Annotated in this window: 12 protein-coding genes and 1 riboswitch; of the genes, 6 read left to right on the forward strand and 6 right to left on the reverse strand. The window is 55.9% G+C overall.

Annotated elements, in window-relative coordinates; genetic code table 11:
• Positions 1-39: 39 nt before the first annotated feature.
• The 5 genes from AAF463_RS01315 to pgi all read right to left on the reverse strand — a co-directional run bounded on the left by AAF463_RS01315 (position 40) and on the right by pgi (position 6,003).
• The gene (locus AAF463_RS01315; protein ID WP_110868117.1) at positions 40-2,130 is read right to left on the reverse strand and encodes a YjbH domain-containing protein; all 2,091 of its coding nucleotides are present in this window, start codon (positions 2,128-2,130) and stop codon (positions 40-42) included.
• Positions 2,130-2,867 carry a capsule biosynthesis GfcC family protein gene (locus tag AAF463_RS01320; RefSeq protein ID WP_350261406.1) on the reverse strand — a complete coding sequence of 246 codons (738 nt, stop codon included), beginning with the start codon at positions 2,865-2,867 and terminating at the stop codon, positions 2,130-2,132. The genes AAF463_RS01315 and AAF463_RS01320 overlap by 1 nt, the downstream gene beginning before the upstream one ends.
• The gene (locus tag AAF463_RS01325) at positions 2,864-3,511 is read right to left on the reverse strand and encodes a YjbF family lipoprotein (RefSeq protein WP_350261407.1); all 648 of its coding nucleotides are present in this window, start codon (positions 3,509-3,511) and stop codon (positions 2,864-2,866) included. Before AAF463_RS01325 ends, AAF463_RS01320 begins: the two co-directional genes overlap by 4 nt.
• Positions 3,512-3,584: 73 nt before the next feature.
• The gene (gene yjbE / locus AAF463_RS01330) at positions 3,585-3,833 is read right to left on the reverse strand and encodes an exopolysaccharide production protein YjbE (protein ID WP_101763117.1); all 249 of its coding nucleotides are present in this window, start codon (positions 3,831-3,833) and stop codon (positions 3,585-3,587) included.
• 523 nt (positions 3,834-4,356) lie between these two features.
• Positions 4,357-6,003 carry a glucose-6-phosphate isomerase gene (gene pgi / locus AAF463_RS01335; RefSeq protein WP_101763116.1) on the reverse strand — a complete coding sequence of 549 codons (1,647 nt, stop codon included), beginning with the start codon at positions 6,001-6,003 and terminating at the stop codon, positions 4,357-4,359.
• A 373-nt stretch (positions 6,004-6,376) separates the two neighbouring features.
• A riboswitch (Lysine riboswitch) is annotated at positions 6,377-6,571 on the forward strand.
• 112 nt (positions 6,572-6,683) lie between these two features.
• Between pgi and lysC the strand changes: the two genes are divergently transcribed.
• The 3 genes from lysC to panS all read left to right on the forward strand — a co-directional run bounded on the left by lysC (position 6,684) and on the right by panS (position 10,095).
• Positions 6,684-8,039, forward strand: coding sequence for a lysine-sensitive aspartokinase 3 (gene lysC / locus AAF463_RS01340; protein WP_101763115.1), 1,356 nt, complete (start codon positions 6,684-6,686; stop codon positions 8,037-8,039).
• 265 nt (positions 8,040-8,304) lie between these two features.
• On the forward strand, positions 8,305-8,997 hold the full coding sequence (gene aqpZ / locus AAF463_RS01345) for an aquaporin Z (RefSeq protein WP_110868122.1): 693 nt from the start codon (positions 8,305-8,307) through the stop codon (positions 8,995-8,997).
• Between the two features lie 174 nt (positions 8,998-9,171).
• Positions 9,172-10,095 (forward strand): ketopantoate/pantoate/pantothenate transporter PanS, encoded by a 924-nt coding sequence (panS, locus tag AAF463_RS01350; protein WP_350261408.1) that lies wholly within the window; start codon positions 9,172-9,174, stop codon positions 10,093-10,095.
• An 86-nt stretch (positions 10,096-10,181) separates the two neighbouring features.
• Here panS and AAF463_RS01355 read toward each other — a convergent pair whose 3' ends face one another.
• Positions 10,182-10,775: a YhgN family NAAT transporter gene (locus AAF463_RS01355; RefSeq protein ID WP_110868123.1), complete on the reverse strand. Its 594-nt coding sequence runs from the start codon at positions 10,773-10,775 to the stop codon at positions 10,182-10,184.
• Positions 10,776-10,970: 195 nt separating this feature from the next.
• Here AAF463_RS01355 and asd point away from each other — a divergent pair, with 195 nt between their 5' ends.
• The 3 genes from asd (at position 10,971) to glgX (ending at position 16,603) form a co-directional block, all read left to right on the forward strand.
• Positions 10,971-12,080, forward strand: a complete 1,110-nt coding sequence (gene asd, locus AAF463_RS01360) for an aspartate-semialdehyde dehydrogenase (RefSeq protein ID WP_101763112.1) — start codon at positions 10,971-10,973, stop codon at positions 12,078-12,080.
• A 357-nt stretch (positions 12,081-12,437) separates the two neighbouring features.
• Positions 12,438-14,624, forward strand: coding sequence for a 1,4-alpha-glucan branching enzyme (glgB, locus tag AAF463_RS01365; RefSeq protein ID WP_101763111.1), 2,187 nt, complete (start codon positions 12,438-12,440; stop codon positions 14,622-14,624).
• Positions 14,624-16,603 carry a glycogen debranching protein GlgX gene (gene glgX, locus AAF463_RS01370; protein ID WP_350261409.1) on the forward strand — a complete coding sequence of 660 codons (1,980 nt, stop codon included), beginning with the start codon at positions 14,624-14,626 and terminating at the stop codon, positions 16,601-16,603. The genes glgB and glgX overlap by 1 nt, the downstream gene beginning before the upstream one ends.
• The last annotated feature ends 10 nt before the right edge of the window (positions 16,604-16,613 follow it).

Raw genomic sequence — 16,613 nt, forward strand, 5'->3', positions numbered from 1 at the left:
GCGATTTATCGCGCGGGTTTCACACCACCCGCGCTGATGTTAATTAAACCGCGCATCACGATCTGACGTCAGGTCATACAGCTGATATTTGCGACCCAGCATCTGCCCACCATCACGCGTTAACGGCACCCAGTTCACCTGCGCGCGGCCTCGCGTTGGCGTCACGGTAAACAGATCCATCGGCACCGAAATATAGAAGCCTTTAGTGAAGTCGCCTTCGCCATAGGCTTCCGCCGACACGTTGGTTTTGGTGGCGTAGAAGCCCACCATCACGCCGCTATCAAACCGCTTCGACACATCAACGGTAACGCCTTTATCCTTCGCCAGATATTCACCGACACTGGCTTTCACCAATACGTCCTGCATAAACCACGGACGCCAGTACGCGGTGAAATGTCCGGTTGGCGCTTTGTAATCGGTGAACTGCATCATGTTGTCCCAATCACGCTGCTTCACGTAGTTGGCATCAACTCCGAAGGCCCAGTTGCTATCAATCGGACGATACAGCACTTCGCCGCCGACGCCGCCGTACATGGTTTCCAGATAACCGCCGTAAACCTGGCCGTAGAAACCGTTGCCGAGCGCCTGCATGTAGTTGGCTTGCAGATCGTTAACGTAAACGTTGTTCTCAACGTAATCACGAATATGCGTTCGCACGCGCGGCAGCGTTGAATCCGCCGGTGCGCCGTTGTAGTTGAACTTATCGTAGTTATTGGCGAGGTTGCCAAACAGGCTGCCGCCGACCAACAGGTGATCGGTAAGCCAGTAATCGGCGTTGGCCATCACGCCAACCTGATACATGTAGAAGCTTTCCGGTCCGCCGACGGACTGATTCAGCACCGGCGACAGGCTGTAGTTCAGACGATCTTTGCGGATGAAGAAACCTTGCTCGGTGGCACCGGGATCGACCGGATTTTCACGCGTCTGCTGCAGCGGCTGTTCATGCCCCAGCGGATAACCCACGAGTTCGTTATGCAGGCTGGCAACGTTGGTGCGCGTGCTCACCTGCGGCATATTGAAGCGCGACTCGGTGACGTCGATGGTATCGATGCCGGCCGGCAGGTTGTTCATGATAATGCGATTGGCGCGATCGACCCCTTCGCGCGTATCGCGATATTTGGTCTGCTCGCCGGACACATACAACGTGCTGCCTTTGGTTTGAATATGCGGGCCATTCAGTCCTGCGTTGTACTTCAGATCGGTCAGCTGGTTTGCCACCACCGTTGGCTGCAACAGATCGCCCTGCGGCTGCGGGTTGTAGGCCGGCTTCTCGCTATCGATATGTGACTGATGCAGATCGTTGAAATTGGTGCGCAGGGTAAAGCCGAACATAAAGGTGTTGCCGCGCTCGTAGCTGGCGTTGATGTCCGCCCAGTCGGTGAGGCGATAAATCGCGCCGACGTTGACCTTACTGCGTTGATCCAAACGACCGGCGAAATCATCCTGATAATCGTTGCCTTCGTACTCCAGCTTGAGGCGCAGCGGCTGCCACGGTGTTTGATACTCTACGCCGCCAAACAGCGCCGCCGGACCGTGGAACATCTGCGAGCCATTAATTGAACCCGCTTCGCCACCGCCGGTGCGGCTACAGAAGCTGTCGCTGTAGGAGCAGAACGGGTTCTTGATGGTGCCGCTGTTGCCGAGATAACCCCAGCCCAGACCCAAGGTGAAATCGAACGGGCCCCACGCTTTGCTCGCCACCAGATATTCGCTGTCGAACAGACCGGTACCGCCTAAATCGCGTGAGCCAACCGCCACTTCTGGCAGCCAGTAGCTCTCTTGCCATAGGCGCAGCTTCACATCGAAGGCTTTATCTTTATAGCTTTGGTTGCCGCTGAAACCTTCTACTGCGCTGTAACGGCGGGTACGCACATCGGTATAGCGTACGGTGGTTTCCAGCCACGGGAACAGCTGCAGCGAGGCAGAATAGTAGCGATATTGATCGTTATCGCGGAAGTTGACGCTAAATTCGCCCTCTTTCGCCATACGCGCGGTGGGCGTCTGCATCAGGCCAACGCCACCAAAATCCGATTGAGAAGGACCGACCGGTTCAGGCCAGGTTTCCGCATGCACCTGGCAAGCGGCGGAAACAGAAGCAGCCAACAGGCTGAGAAGTAATTGTTTTTTCATCAGTCTGGTATCCGGTGAGTCAGAACGGAAAGCATGCGCTCATTCAAATCGCTGTGGCCCCATGGCAAGCTCCATGAGGTGAAACCGAGCCAGATAATGCTGCCGGGTTCCACTTCGATATGGCGATGATTCCAGTAGGCAACCGGAACTTGCTGGGTGCTGCCGGACGGCGCAATCACCGTGGCATAGCTGCGTTCCGCGCCGGACAGACGATCGTGGCCTTCGAGGTAATCACGCACTTCGCGGCCCGGCTGCCAGCGCGCTTTACCCGGATTGCTCAACGCCCCCAGCACTAGCACCTGCGTCGGCTGCGTCAGCATATAGAGGTCATAGCTGCCTTGCAGCGTGCGGTTATCCTGTGGACGCAGACGCACGTCATCGGGATCGAGCGAGGTGAACTGGCGGCCCGTTACCTGCAGCGCGCCAAGCTGGTGGATAACCGAGCCGATGGTTGCGGCCAACGACTCGCCGCTGTCGGCTTGCCATGCGCGCAGATCGGCCAGCAGCTGCTTCTGTTGCTGCTGTGCTACCGCCGTTGCGCCGCGTTCGGCAATCACCGTGCCCGGCCACCAACTCCGCAGTTCAGGATGGGTGAGCAACTGACTAAGATTCTGCGCATCGTTAATTTGCAGTGTGTTTTTTCCCGGCAGATCGTGAACGGTGACTTGCGCCGCCGCCAGTGCGTGGCCAGCCGTGAGCAGCGTCAATGCTGCCAGCATTTGAGTTATTTTTTTCATGATTTCGCCGGCTTCAGAATGGTGGTTTCAACGGGGAAGGCATCGGCGGCCAGCATCTGGTTGGCCTGCAATACCGTGCCATCACGGTTATCGATCCAGAAGGTGTTCTGCCACTCCGCGCCTATGTTCTCCATGCGCACGGTTTCATGCCAGACGCGGCACGGTACGCGTTCACCGGCGATATCCAGCACCGTATCGTCACCGCGCTCGAAGCGGGAAACCGCTGTGGCGGCACGCACTTTATCTTGCTCGCGCCACTGCACCACGCGCGTCCAGCTGGCACCGTTTTGCAGATGCAGCGCATCGGCGAGCGGATCCTGCGCCAGGTTACTGACGTCAGCGAGGTTGCTCGGTAAACCCAGGGTTTTGATCAGACGGCCATGCTGCATCACCAGCATCGCTTTATCCTGGGTGATCCACTTCTGTTGGCCGTTTTCGTTGTAACCGAGCACCACGAAGATGCGCGGTCCTTCATTGATGCGGGCATAGAGGCTGGCGTAGGGCAGGTTAGCAACCTGCTCGTTGGTGACCGTGACATCATCCGGGCCATTCACGGCCAGCATCACGGTTTGTTCGAGGCCTTTTTGCGTTTGTGTGCAGGCCTGCAACAACAGGCAAAGAAGTAGCAAAGAGAGTCGGCGCACGGGGTATCCCTGTCTAAATAAGCCAAGCAAAAAATAACCACACGGGTGTGTGGTTATGCTTAAAGGTGCTACATCAACGAGTGGTGCTCGTTGTGGTGGTTGTTGTTGTACCGGTATTTGCACCGTCACCGCCGCCAGAAGCAGCAATGCCGAGACCCACTAACGCACCGAGCGCGCCGATACCCACAGCGGTAGATGCGCCGGAAGAGATTGCTCCCGCCTGCGCGCCTGCTGCAGCACCAGCTTCTTCCGGCGCGGCAATCGCAGCGGAAGAAACGGCAACGTAAAGTAAGGCTGCACCGGCAACCATCAGTTTTTTCATAACAACGTTTCCTGCATTTATATAAATCAATGAATGTAGGATTTACCCAGATTTCGGGCGCGTTCAGTATAGGGCAACAAATTACCAGAGTTCAGCATGAGTAAAAGAGGGCAGGAAGTCGGGGTTTTTCTGGTGATAAATACGGCGAATTGGCGTTAGCTGCTTTTTTTTAACGCCTTTTTTCAGGCTGATAGGATAAGTGAATGGCTGCGCATTTCACGGCAGAGTTTTTCACTTTTGCACTAATTATTGGTACGGAATGGGAATAATCGGAATTTACTTATAATGCTTAAATTAAAATCGTAGATCTATCAGATGGATAAACTATTTTTAGGGTTAAATTAGGTCCATTTTAAAACCAGGTAAGGTGCGGTAGATTGAAAAGAATTACGAATTTCCTTACGCCACTTTAAGAATTTTCTAACCCTGTTTAAGGCAGTAATTAATAATATTGCGAGTGAGATGGCCTGGTTGACAAAAAAAAGGCGGCAATTACGCCGCCTTATATAAATTAGCCGGAAAATTAACGCCAGGATTTATAGCGATTAATTAAGCCATTGGTGGAGCTATCGTGGCTGATAATTTCAGCGTCATTTTCCAGTTCTGGCAGAATACGGTTTGCCAGCTGCTTACCCAACTCAACACCCCATTGGTCAAAGGTGAAGATGTTGAGAATCGCGCCCTGAGTGAAGATCTTGTGCTCATACAGCGCAATCAGTGCACCCAAGCTGAACGGGGTAATTTCACGCAGCAGGATGGAGTTGGTTGGGCGGTTACCTTCGAACACTTTGAACGGCACGATGTGCGCGACAGATTCGGCAGATTTACCCGCATCGGTAAACTCTTTCTCCACCACATCGCGTGACTTACCAAACGCCAGCGCTTCGGTCTGCGCGAAGAAGTTCGACAGCAGCTTTGGATGGTGATCGGTCAACACGTTGTGGCTCAGTGCTGGTGCGATAAAGTCGCACGGAATCAGTTTGGTGCCCTGATGAATCAGCTGATAGAACGCATGCTGGCCGTTGGTGCCAGGCTCGCCCCAGATGATTGGGCCGGTCTGGTAATCCACTGGATTACCTTCACGATCAACGTATTTACCGTTGGATTCCATGTTGCCCTGCTGGAAGTAAGCAGCAAAGCGATGCATGTACTGATCGTACGGCAGAATCGCTTCGGTTTCGGCACCAAAGAAGTTGTTGTACCAGATACCGATCAGCGCCAGCAGGACCGGCAGGTTCTGCTCGGCAGGCGTGTTGGCGAAGTGCTTATCCATGGCGTGCGCGCCGCTCAACAGCTGCTCGAAGTTCTCGAAGCCGATGGAGAGAATGATCGACAAGCCGATAGCTGACCACAGTGAATAGCGGCCGCCAACCCAATCCCAGAACTCAAACATGTTGTCGGTATCAATACCGAACTCACCCACCGCTTTACCGTTGGTCGACAGCGCAGCGAAGTGCTTCGCCACGTGCTGCTGATCGCCCGCAGTTTTCAGGAACCAGTCACGCGCGCTGTGGGCGTTGGTCATGGTTTCTTGCGTGGTGAAGGTTTTAGATGCCACGAGGAACAGCGTGGTTTCCGGGCTGAGATCTTTCAGCGTTTCGGCGATATGGGTGCCATCGACGTTAGAAACAAAGTGCATGTTCAGGTGGTTTTTGTACGGACGCAGCGCTTCGGTCACCATGAACGGGCCGAGGTCTGAACCGCCAATCCCGATATTCACCACGTCGGTGATGGCTTTGCCGGTATAGCCTTTCCAGTCGCCGCTGATGATGCGCTCGGAGAAGCCTTTCATCTTCGCCAGCACCGCGTTGACTTCCGGCATCACATCTTTGCCGTCCACCACAATGGGCGTGTTGCTGCGGTTACGCAGCGCAACGTGCAGAACTGCACGCTCTTCGGTGCGGTTGATCTTCTCGCCAGAGAACATCGATTTGATGGCGCCTGCCAGATCGGTCTCTTTAGCCAGCGCCTGTAATTTTTCGAGGGTTTCCTCGGTGATGCGGTTTTTTGAGAAATCCACCAGCATCTGGTCATCGAAAGTGGCAGAGAATTTCGCAAAACGATCGGCATCTTGCGCAAACAGGTCGGCGATTTGCACCGATTTCATCTGCTCAAAATGCTGCTGCAGCGCTTTCCAGGCAGCGGTTTGGGTCGGATTGATATTTTTCATGGCAACACTCTAGTTGATATAAGAACCGTCATTCCATCCGGGGCGTCCTGCTGGCCCGGCATCCATAGCATTCTTGCACGGGGATGAGTATGACCACAGTTACTGGCTAAGGGAAAAAATTTGTGACCGTGGCCGCACTGTTTCAGGTAAATCCGGCAGCGATTGTCGGTGCTGCGCCAGCAGAATTCCCTGTGCCGCATCAGAAAAAAGCCGCTTTTGTCTGATTCGGACACTACTTTAGGCCGCTGTTGGTGGGCGCGTTTGTTCAACGATGCGTTTACCGAAGTGTAAAAGTGAGAAATCCTCAAAGTGCGGGGATGGACAGGGGGGAAAATAATCAGTAATTTATGCGCGCTACTTACACCTCCGGGTGTAAGCCAGAAGAGGCGCGTCGCCCAGGCAGTGTGTTTGAGGATCCGTATCCGCAGAGAACACATCAGGGGGTGTGACGCCGAGGTGGGGCAACACGCGGGGTGTTGCACTGTCGGCTGCAGGGGCTGAATCCTCTGGGTTGTCACCAGAATCGTCCACAGTCGGACGGTTCGCAAGGTGAAGCGCTTTTGGTGACTTGTCTACTACTGATCTTGTCTGCCCAATTCTGCTCTTCTCTTGTGCCTAGGCTGCTACTATGTCTTCCGCCCCAAAACGGAAGAAAGATAACCTGACACGGGGTTCGTCATATGTCCCAAAATCTTATCGTGGCTAAATTTGGCGGCACCAGCGTTGCCGATTTTGATGCTATGAACCGCAGCGCAGATGTTGTGCTGTCGGACGCCAATACCCGCTTAGTGGTGCTCTCTGCCTCCGCTGGCGTGACCAATCTGCTGGTTGCCCTTGCTGAAGGCCAGGAACAAGCGCAGCGCGCTTACCTGCTGGATGAAATCCGCCGTATTCAATATGCCATCATCGATCGTCTGCAATCGCCGGATGTGATCCGCGATGAGATTGATCGCATGCTGGAAAACATCACCATGCTGTCTGAAGCCACCTCGCTGGCGACCTCACATGCGCTAACCGATGAGCTGGTGAGCCACGGTGAGCTGATGTCGACGCTGCTGTTCGTGGAGATTCTGCGCGAGCGTCAGGTCAACAGCGAATGGTTTGACGTGCGTAAAGTGATGCGCACCAGCGATCGTTTTGGCCGCGCAGAACCCGAAGTGGCGACGCTGAAAGAGCTGGCCGCAACGCAGCTGCAGCCGCGCATTGCGCAAGCGCTGGTGGTGACGCAGGGCTTTATCGGTAGCGAAATAAAAGGGCGCACCACCACGCTTGGTCGTGGCGGCAGCGACTATACCGCTGCGCTGCTGGGCGAAGCGCTGCAGGCCGCGCGCATTGATATCTGGACCGATGTGGCCGGTATCTACACCACCGATCCACGCGTGGTGTCCACCGCTAAACGCATCGAAGAGATTACCTTCGAAGAAGCAGCGGAGATGGCGATCTTTGGTGCCAAAGTGCTGCATCCGGCCACTTTGCTGCCAGCTGTGCGTAGCGATATTCCGGTGTTTGTCGGTTCGAGCAAAGATCCGGCCGCGGGAGGTACGCGCGTGTGCAACGAAACCAAGAATCCACCGCTGTTCCGTGCGCTGGCGCTGCGTCGTAAGCAGACGCTGGTAACGCTGCACAGCCTGAACATGCTGCATGCACATGGCTTCCTCGCCGAAGTGTTTAACATTCTGGCGCGCCACAGCATCTCCGTTGATCTGGTGACCACTTCCGAAGTGAGCGTGGCGCTGACGCTGGACAGCACCGGTTCAACCACCACCGGCGACAGCTTGCTGACCCAGGCGCTGTTGACTGAGCTCTCTTCACTGTGCCGTGTGGAAGTGGAAGAGAATCTGGCGCTGGTGGCGATCATCGGCAACAACCTGTCAAAAGCGTGCGGCGTCGGCAAAGAAGTGTTTGGCGCACTCGAGCCGTTCAACCTGCGCATGATTTGTTACGGTGCCAGCAGTTATAACCTTTGCTTCCTCGTGCCAACCCCAGATGCCGAGGAAGTGGTACGTGCGCTGCATAAGAATCTTTTTGGTTCTTAAGGCCAGTTTTTAGCATGCGGAATCAAGCCGGACCGGGTCCGGCTTTTTTTATTGGTGAAATTTTTTAAACAATAATTCAAGCCCAACGACATTCACTGCTTCGCGCCAGACATTTCTGATGAACCCCGTCATATCTCGCGAGAACCGTCTCAAATACGCTGCTATCGCCTAAAAATCACCCTAATCCCTTATTCTTCGGTTGCGCTTCAATCGCCAAAAACGATAATCCCGCCGCGAAAACATTAAATTATTTGAGGGAACAGAGATGAAAAGGTTAGTGGCTGAAACGCTGGGCACTTTCGTGCTGGTGTTGGGCGGTTGTGGCAGTGCGGTTTTGGCCGCGGCGTTTCCAGAATTGGGTATTGGTTTTGCCGGTGTTGCGCTGGCGTTTGGTCTGACGGTGTTGGTGATGGCATTTGCCGTCGGCCATATTTCGGGCGGCCATTTTAACCCGGCGGTCACCCTCGGTCTGACGGTTGGCGGACGTTTCCCGGCGGCGCAGGTTGTGCCTTATATTATCGCGCAGCTGGTCGGCGCGGTTGCGGCGGCTGGCGTGCTGTATTTGATCGCCAGCGGTAAAGCCGGTTTCGATGCCGTGGCCAGCGGCTTCGCGTCGAACGGTTACGGTGAACATTCGCCGGGGGGCTTTAGCCTGCAGGCGGGCATGATCGCCGAACTGGTGCTGACCGCCGTATTCCTGATTGTGATCATGGGCGCGACCGATAAACGTGCTCCGGCTGGCTTCGCGCCCATTGCAATCGGCCTGGCGCTAACGCTGATTCACCTGGTGAGCATTCCCGTCACCAATACCTCAGTCAACCCGGCGCGCAGTAGCGGTGTGGCGATCTTCCAGGGCGGCTGGGCATTGGAACAGCTGTGGATGTTCTGGTTGTTACCGATTATCGGTGCCGCGATTGGTGGTGCGATCTACCGCTTTGCACTGGAAAAAGCAGAGTAACTTTGCCGTATTTCAGCGGATCGGCAGCAGCCGATCCGCATTTTGCCCCGCAAGCGACTTCCCGCCTTACGTCAAGATAATGAAATGTTATGATCCCGCGTCCGTCGCTGTGGTCGTTCCCTGCGCGACATTTCATCTGTGGCAATATAAAAAAATTCCTAAGGAAGTCTGGTTATGCTCGGCAAACTTACCCGCCTGTTCCCGCTCTGGGCCGTGCTGCTCTCGGTCGCTGCTTATTATTCTCCTGGCACCTTTCTCGGCATTGGGCCGTGGGTGACTTACCTGCTGATGCTGATTATGTTCGGCATGGGCGTGACGCTAAACATTGATGATTTCAAACGCGTGCTGGTGCGTCCTGCGCCGGTGATCGCCGGGACTTTCCTGCATTATCTGGTGATGCCGCTGGCCGCGTGGGGCCTGGCGAAGCTGTTCCAGATGCCACCGGATCTGGCGGCAGGCATGATTCTGGTCGGCAGCGTGGCCAGCGGCACCGCTTCTAACGTGATGATTTATCTGGCGAAGGGCGATGTGGCGCTGTCGGTGACCATCTCATCCGTGTCGGCGCTGGTAGGTGTATTCGCCACACCGCTGCTGACACGCTTCTACGTTGATGCCCACATTCAGGTGGATGTGGTCGGCATGCTGCTCAGCATCGTGAAAATCGTGGTGATTCCGATTAGCCTGGGTCTGATTATCCATCACTCCATGAATAGCGTGGTGCGCCGCGTTGAGCCTTATCTGCCGGCGTTTTCGATGGTGTGCATTCTGCTGATCATTAGCGCGGTGGTGGCTGGCAGCCAGGGCTTTATCGGTTCTGTCGGCTTGATGGTGATTGTGGCGGTGATCCTGCACAACGCGATCGGTCTGTTGGGCGGTTATTGGGGCGGTAAGCTGTTTGGCTTCGATGAATCGACCTGCCGCACGCTGGCGCTGGAAGTGGGCATGCAGAACTCAGGTCTGGCGGCGACGCTGGGCAAGCTCTACTTCTCACCGTTAGCGGCCTTACCGGGCGCGCTGTTCTCGGTGTGGCACAACCTGTCAGGTTCGCTGCTGGCCGGTTACTGGTCGGGTAAACCGATCGATAAGAAGCAGAAGTAATATTCAAAAAGCATCACATTCAATTCATGCACATAGCGTAGCGGCGCAATAAATTGCGCCGCTACGCTGCCTGCGCTCTGAATGTATTACAGCTTCAGATAGGTACGAATCCCATCCAGGAACATCTGCGTCGCCAGCATAATCAAAATCAATCCCATCAGGCGCTCCAGCGCGTTAACGCCTTTGTCGCCCAGCAGGCGTAAAAACAGACCCGACATCAGCAGAATCACCACCGTCAAACCCCACGCGATCAGCAGCGCGCCGACCAGGTGCGTCATTTGGTTGGGATATTGATGCGACAACAGCATCAGCGTCGCCAGCAGGGACGGTCCGGCCACCAGCGGAATCGCCAGCGGCACAAGGAACGGTTCTTCACCGGCCGGCAAGCCACTCGAGCTGCTCTCCTCTGACGGGAAAATCATGCGGATGGCGATCAGGAAAAGAATGATGCCGCCGGAGATCGACACGGTTTCAGTGCGCAGATTGAGAAACGCCAGGATGCGTTCACCGGCGAATAAAAACAGCAGCATCAGAATCAGCGCAATCAGCATTTCGCGCATCAGTACCACGCGGCGGCGTTTGGGTTCCAGATGCTTCAATACCGACATAAAAATCGGCAGGTTGCCCAGCGGATCCATAATCAACAGCAGCAATATGGTCGCGGATATCATTTCAGTCATGTTGGTTAGCCATTATTAGTTGTACTGCTGAAAAAGTTGGCGCAATCGAATTAATTCACTTGCCAGAAGTGCTGCATTTTGTAGAGTTGACGGTCATAGGTAAACCTGATTATTACGCAGACCGGCACGATTATCCGGCCAGTCTTTTCCTCGCACCACACGGCCTCTTTCGAGAGCACCCGAGACGGACAGAAAATGAAGAATGTAGGTTTTATTGGTTGGCGTGGCATGGTCGGCTCAGTGCTGATGTCACGCATGAGCGAAGAACGCGATTTTGATGTCATCAATCCGGTCTTCTTCTCCACGTCACAGCTTGGTCAGGCGGCACCCACATTCGGCGGTAAGTCGACCGGTGCGCTGCAGGATGCTTTTGATATCGAGGCGCTGAAGGCGCTGGATATTATTATCACCTGCCAGGGCGGTGATTACACCAGTGAAGTCTATCCGAAGCTGCGCGAAAGCGGCTGGCAGGGTTACTGGATTGATGCAGCCTCCACGCTGCGCATGAAAGATGACGCCATCATCATTCTCGATCCGGTTAACCATAACGTGATTCGTCAGGGCCTCGACAACGGCATCAAAACCTTTGTCGGCGGTAACTGCACCGTCAGCCTGATGCTGATGTCGCTGGGCGGTCTGTTTGCTAACGATCTGGTTGAATGGGCCTCGGTGGCGACTTATCAGGCGGCATCGGGCGGCGGCGCGCGTCATATGCGTGAACTGCTGACGCAGATGGGCATGCTGCATGACCACGTGGCGAAATCGCTCCAGGATCCGGCTTCGGCAATTCTGGATATCGAACGCAGCGTGACCGATTTCACCCGTTCTGGCACTTTGCCAACCGACAATTTCGGCGTACCGCTGGCGGGCAGCCTGATTCCGTGGATTGACAAGCAGCTGGATAACGGCCAGAGCCGCGAAGAGTGGAAAGGCCAGGCGGAGACCAACAAAATCCTGCGTACCAGCAGTGTGATTCCGGTTGATGGCCTGTGCGTGCGCGTTGGTGCGCTGCGCTGCCACAGCCAGGCATTCACTCTGAAGCTGAAAAAAGACCTGCCGCTGAGCGAAATCGAACAGCTGCTGGCCTCGCATAACGAATGGGTGAAAGTGGTGCCAAACGACCGCGACATCACCATGCGCGAACTGACGCCAGCCGCCGTCACCGGCACCCTGACCACGCCAGTAGGCCGCCTGCGCAAACTGAACATGGGGCCGGAATACCTTTCCGCCTTCACGGTGGGCGATCAGTTACTGTGGGGCGCGGCTGAACCGCTGCGCCGCATGCTGCGTCTGCTGATCGACTAAGCGCAGCGGCAAACCAGAAAGGCCGGGGTTTCCCGGCCTTTTTTTAATTATCCAGGCCGCAAAAATTCATGCAAATTGCGCCTGACAAGTGATCCGCTTCCCTTTTTTGCTTGCCCGATAAGTATTTTTCACGATCCTCCCTGGCTTCTGCTATCCCCAAGCTATGATTTAACAGAGATGTGCCGGTTGTTAACTGTTTTTGTTTTTTCGAACTGAATGGTTGTTGTACACGGTGAAGATCTTTCCCACGGACGGTTGTGTCCTCACGGTGTACCTATGGCTCAATGAAAAGCAGCGCACCCGAGGCGATAATCCTGCCGACTCTGGTCGCCTGCGCAAAATCATAGGAAGAAAGTCATGTCAGAGCTTCCCGATCGCCAGGCGATCAATGCCCTTTTTGCCGGGAATTATGCCGATCCCTTTTCACTACTGGGCATGCACCAAACGGCTGCAGGCCTTGAAGTGCGTGCGCTGCTGCCCGATGCCTCCGATGTTTGGGTCATTGAAACCAACACCGGACGCAAATGTGCTCAGCTTACCTGCCTCGACTCACGCGGTTTCTTCAGTGGCGTGATTCCGCGTCGTAAAAACCGCTTTGGTTATCAGCTGGCAGTGAACTGGCACGGCCAGCAAAACCTGATTGATGATGCCTATCGCTTCGGCCCGCTGCTGGAGGAGATGGATGCATGGTTATTGGGTGAAGGCACGCATCTGCGTCCCTACGAAACCCTCGGCGCGCACGGCACCACCATTGATGGCGTGCACGGCACGCGGTTCGCCGTTTGGGCACCTAACGCGCGTCGTGTATCGGTGGTAGGCGAGTTCAACTTCTGGGATGGCCGACGTCATCCCATGCGTTTTCGCCGTGAACTTGGCGTCTGGGAACTGTTTGTGCCGGGCGCGGTAAACGGCCAGCTCTATAAATTTGAAATCGTGGATAATTCCGGCCAGATGCGCATCAAAGCCGATCCCTTCGCCTTTGAAGCGCAGATGCGTCCGCAAACCGCCTCGATGATCTGCGGGCTGCCGCCGAAAACCGAGATGCAGCCGCAGCGTAAGGCCGCCAATGCTTTTGACCAGCCGATTTCGATTTATGAAGTGCACCTCGGTTCATGGCGACGTCACACCGATAACAACTTCTGGCTCAGCTACAAAGAGCTGGCGGAACAGCTGATTCCTTACGTTAAAGAGATGGGTTTCACCCACATCGAACTGATGCCGATTAACGAACACCCCTTTGATGGCAGCTGGGGCTATCAGCCGCTCGGCATGTATGCGCCGACGCGCCGTTTCGGTACGCGCGATGAGTTCCGCCACTTCGTGGCCGCCGCGCATGATGCTGGTATTAACGTGCTGCTCGATTGGGTGCCTGGCCACTTCCCGAGTGATGATTTTGGCCTGGCGAAGTTCGATGGCACCGAACTCTACGAACACAGCGATCCGCGCGAAGGTTTTCATCAGGACTGGAACACGCTGATCTACAACTTTGGTCGCCGTGAAGTGAGCAATTATCTCTCCGGCAACGCCTTGTACTGGATGGAGCGTTTCGGCATTGATGGGCTGCGCGTCGATGCGGTGGCATCAATGATCTACCGTGATTACAGCCGCGCCGAAGGCGAATGGGTGCCGAACCAGTTTGGTGGACGCGAGAACCTCGAAGCGATTTCGTTCCTGCGTCACACCAACCGCGTTTTGGGTCGCGCCGCACCGGGCAGCGTCACGGTGGCGGAAGAGTCCACCGATTATCCCGGCGTTACGCGCCCTTCAGAAGATGGCGGCCTCGGCTTCTGGTTCAAATGGAACCTTGGCTGGATGCACGACACACTGGACTATATGAAGCTCGACCCGGTGCATCGCCGTTATCATCATCAGCTGATGACCTTTGGCATGATTTACAACTACACCGAAAACTTCGTGCTACCGCTGTCGCATGACGAAGTGGTGCACGGCAAACGTTCGATTCTCGATCGCATGCCGGGCGATGCCTGGCAGAAGTTCGCTAACCTGCGCGCCTATTACGGCTGGATGTGGGGTTTCCCCGGTAAGAAGCTGCAATTTATGGGCAATGAATTTGCGCAGGGTCGCGAATGGAACCACGACACCAGCCTCGACTGGCATCTGCTGGAAGGTGAGGATAACTGGCACAACGGCGTGCATCGTCTGGTGCGCGATCTCAATCACACCTATCGCCATTACGCGCCGCTGCATCAACTCGACTTTGATGGGCAAGGTTTTGAGTGGCTGGTGGTCGATGACTACGAAAACTCCGTGTTTGTATTTGTGCGCCGCGATCGCGACGGCAATGAAATCATCGTAGCCAGCAACTTTACGCCAGTGGCGCGTCACAACTATCGCTTTGGCGTCAACCAGCGTGGCGGCTGGCGCGAGATCATGAACACCGACCAGCACGATTATCACGGCAGCGACACGCGCAATCACGGCGTGGTACACACCGATGAGATGGAGAGTCACGGTCGGCCGCAGTCGCTGAGTTTGACCTTACCGCCGCTGGCAACGCTTTGGCTGGTGCGGGAGAGCGACTGATGCTGGAGCAGGGGCAGCCGGAACCGTTAGGTGCGCACTATGATGGGCACGGCGTTAATTTCACGCTGTTTTCCCAGCATGCCGAACGCGTTGAACTCTGCCTGTTCGACGCGCACGGTGCTGAGCGCCGTTTCGCGCTGCCCGCGCGCAGCGGTGACATCTGGCACGGCTATTTTCCCGCGCTGAAGCCCGGCCAGCGCTACGGCTATCGCGTACACGGTCCATGGGCGCCGCAGCAGGGACATCGCTTCAATCCGGCTAAGCTGTTGGTCGATCCCTGCGCCAAAGCGGTGGCGGGTGAAGTGGCGGACGACGCGCGTTTCAACGGCGGGGAACGTGAGCTAAATGGTTTGGATAACGCCGCCATCGCGCCCAAATCGTTGGTGACTGCCGAAGATTTTGACTGGGAGGACGATCACGCGCCGCGCACGCCGTGGGGCAACACGGTGATCTATGAAGCGCACGTACGCGGCTTAACCCAGCAGCATCCGGAAATTCCGGAAAGATTGCGTGGCACTTATGCGGCGCTGGGTCATCCTGCTATGGTGAAGTACCTGCGCCACCTCGGCATCACCGCGCTGGAACTGTTGCCGATTGCCCAATTCACCAGCGAGCCGCGCCTGCGCCGTTTGGGATTGAGTAATTACTGGGGCTACAACCCCTTTGCCTTGTGGGCGGTGGATGCGCGTTACGCCTCGGGAGAAAACGGTTTAACGCCGCTGCAGGAGTTTCAGCAGGCGGTTAAAGCACTGCATGCCGCGGGCATCGAAGTGATTCTGGATGTGGTGTTCAACCATACCGCCGAGCTGGAAGAGATCGGGCCAACGATTTCCCTACGCGGCGTGGATAACGCCAGCTATTACTGGCTGGATGGCAACGGCGACTATCAAAACTGGACCGGCTGCGGCAACACGCTAAATCTCAGTCATCCGCAGGTGATGACGTGGGCGCTGGAAGCGCTGCGCTACTGGGTGCGTGTTTGCCATGTAGATGGGTTCCGTTTTGACCTCGCCAGCGTGTTGGGACGCACACCGGAGTTTCATCAGGATGCGCCGCTGTTTGCCGCCATCAAAGCCTGTCCGCTGCTGTCGCAGGTGAAGCTGATTGCCGAGCCGTGGGACATCGGCCCCGGCGGTTATCAGGTCGGCAACTTTCCGCCAGACTTCGCCGAGTGGAACGACCATTTTCGCGATGCGGCGCGCCGTTACTGGCTGCATGGTCAACTGAATAATGGCGAGTTCGCCCGCCGTTTTGCCGCATCCAGCGACGTTTTCCAGCGTGAGGCGCGGCTGCCGCACGCCAGCATCAATCTCATTACCGCTCACGACGGCTTCACGCTGCGCGATGTGGTGAGTTTTAACAACAAACACAATCAGGCCAACGGCGAAGACAATCGCGACGGCAGCAGCAGTAACTTCAGCCATAACCACGGCAAAGAGGGACTGCAGGTCAATTTCGATATTGTCGAACGGCGGCGGCGCAGCGTGCATAGCTTACTGACCACGCTGCTGCTGGCGCAGGGCACGCCGATGCTGCTGGCGGGTGACGAACGCGGTCACAGCCAGCATGGCAACAACAACGCCTATTGTCAGGACAACCCGCTGACCTGGTTGAACTGGCAACAGGATGATTTTGGCCTGGTCGACTTCACTGCTGCGTTAATCCGTCTGCGCCAGCGCATTCCCGCGTTGACGCAGGATCGCTGGTGGCAGGAGGGCGATGGCAGCGTGCAGTGGTGCAATGCCAGCGGCACACCACTGGAAACCGAGCAGTGGGAACAGGGGACGCACCGAATGCAGATCCTGCTCTCCGGCCGCTGGTTAATAACAATAAACGCCACGGAATCGGTGAGTGATATCGCCTTACCAGACGGAGAGTGGCGTGCCATTCCTCCTTTCGCCGGGGAAGATAACCCCATCCTGACAACTGTCTGGCACGGTCCCGCACACGGTGTGTGTGTGTTCCTAAAGCAATCATAAGGAGTCAGAC

It is taken from the genome of Pantoea sp. BJ2 (assembly GCF_040255075.1).
Taxonomy (GTDB): domain Bacteria; phylum Pseudomonadota; class Gammaproteobacteria; order Enterobacterales; family Enterobacteriaceae; genus Pantoea; species Pantoea leporis.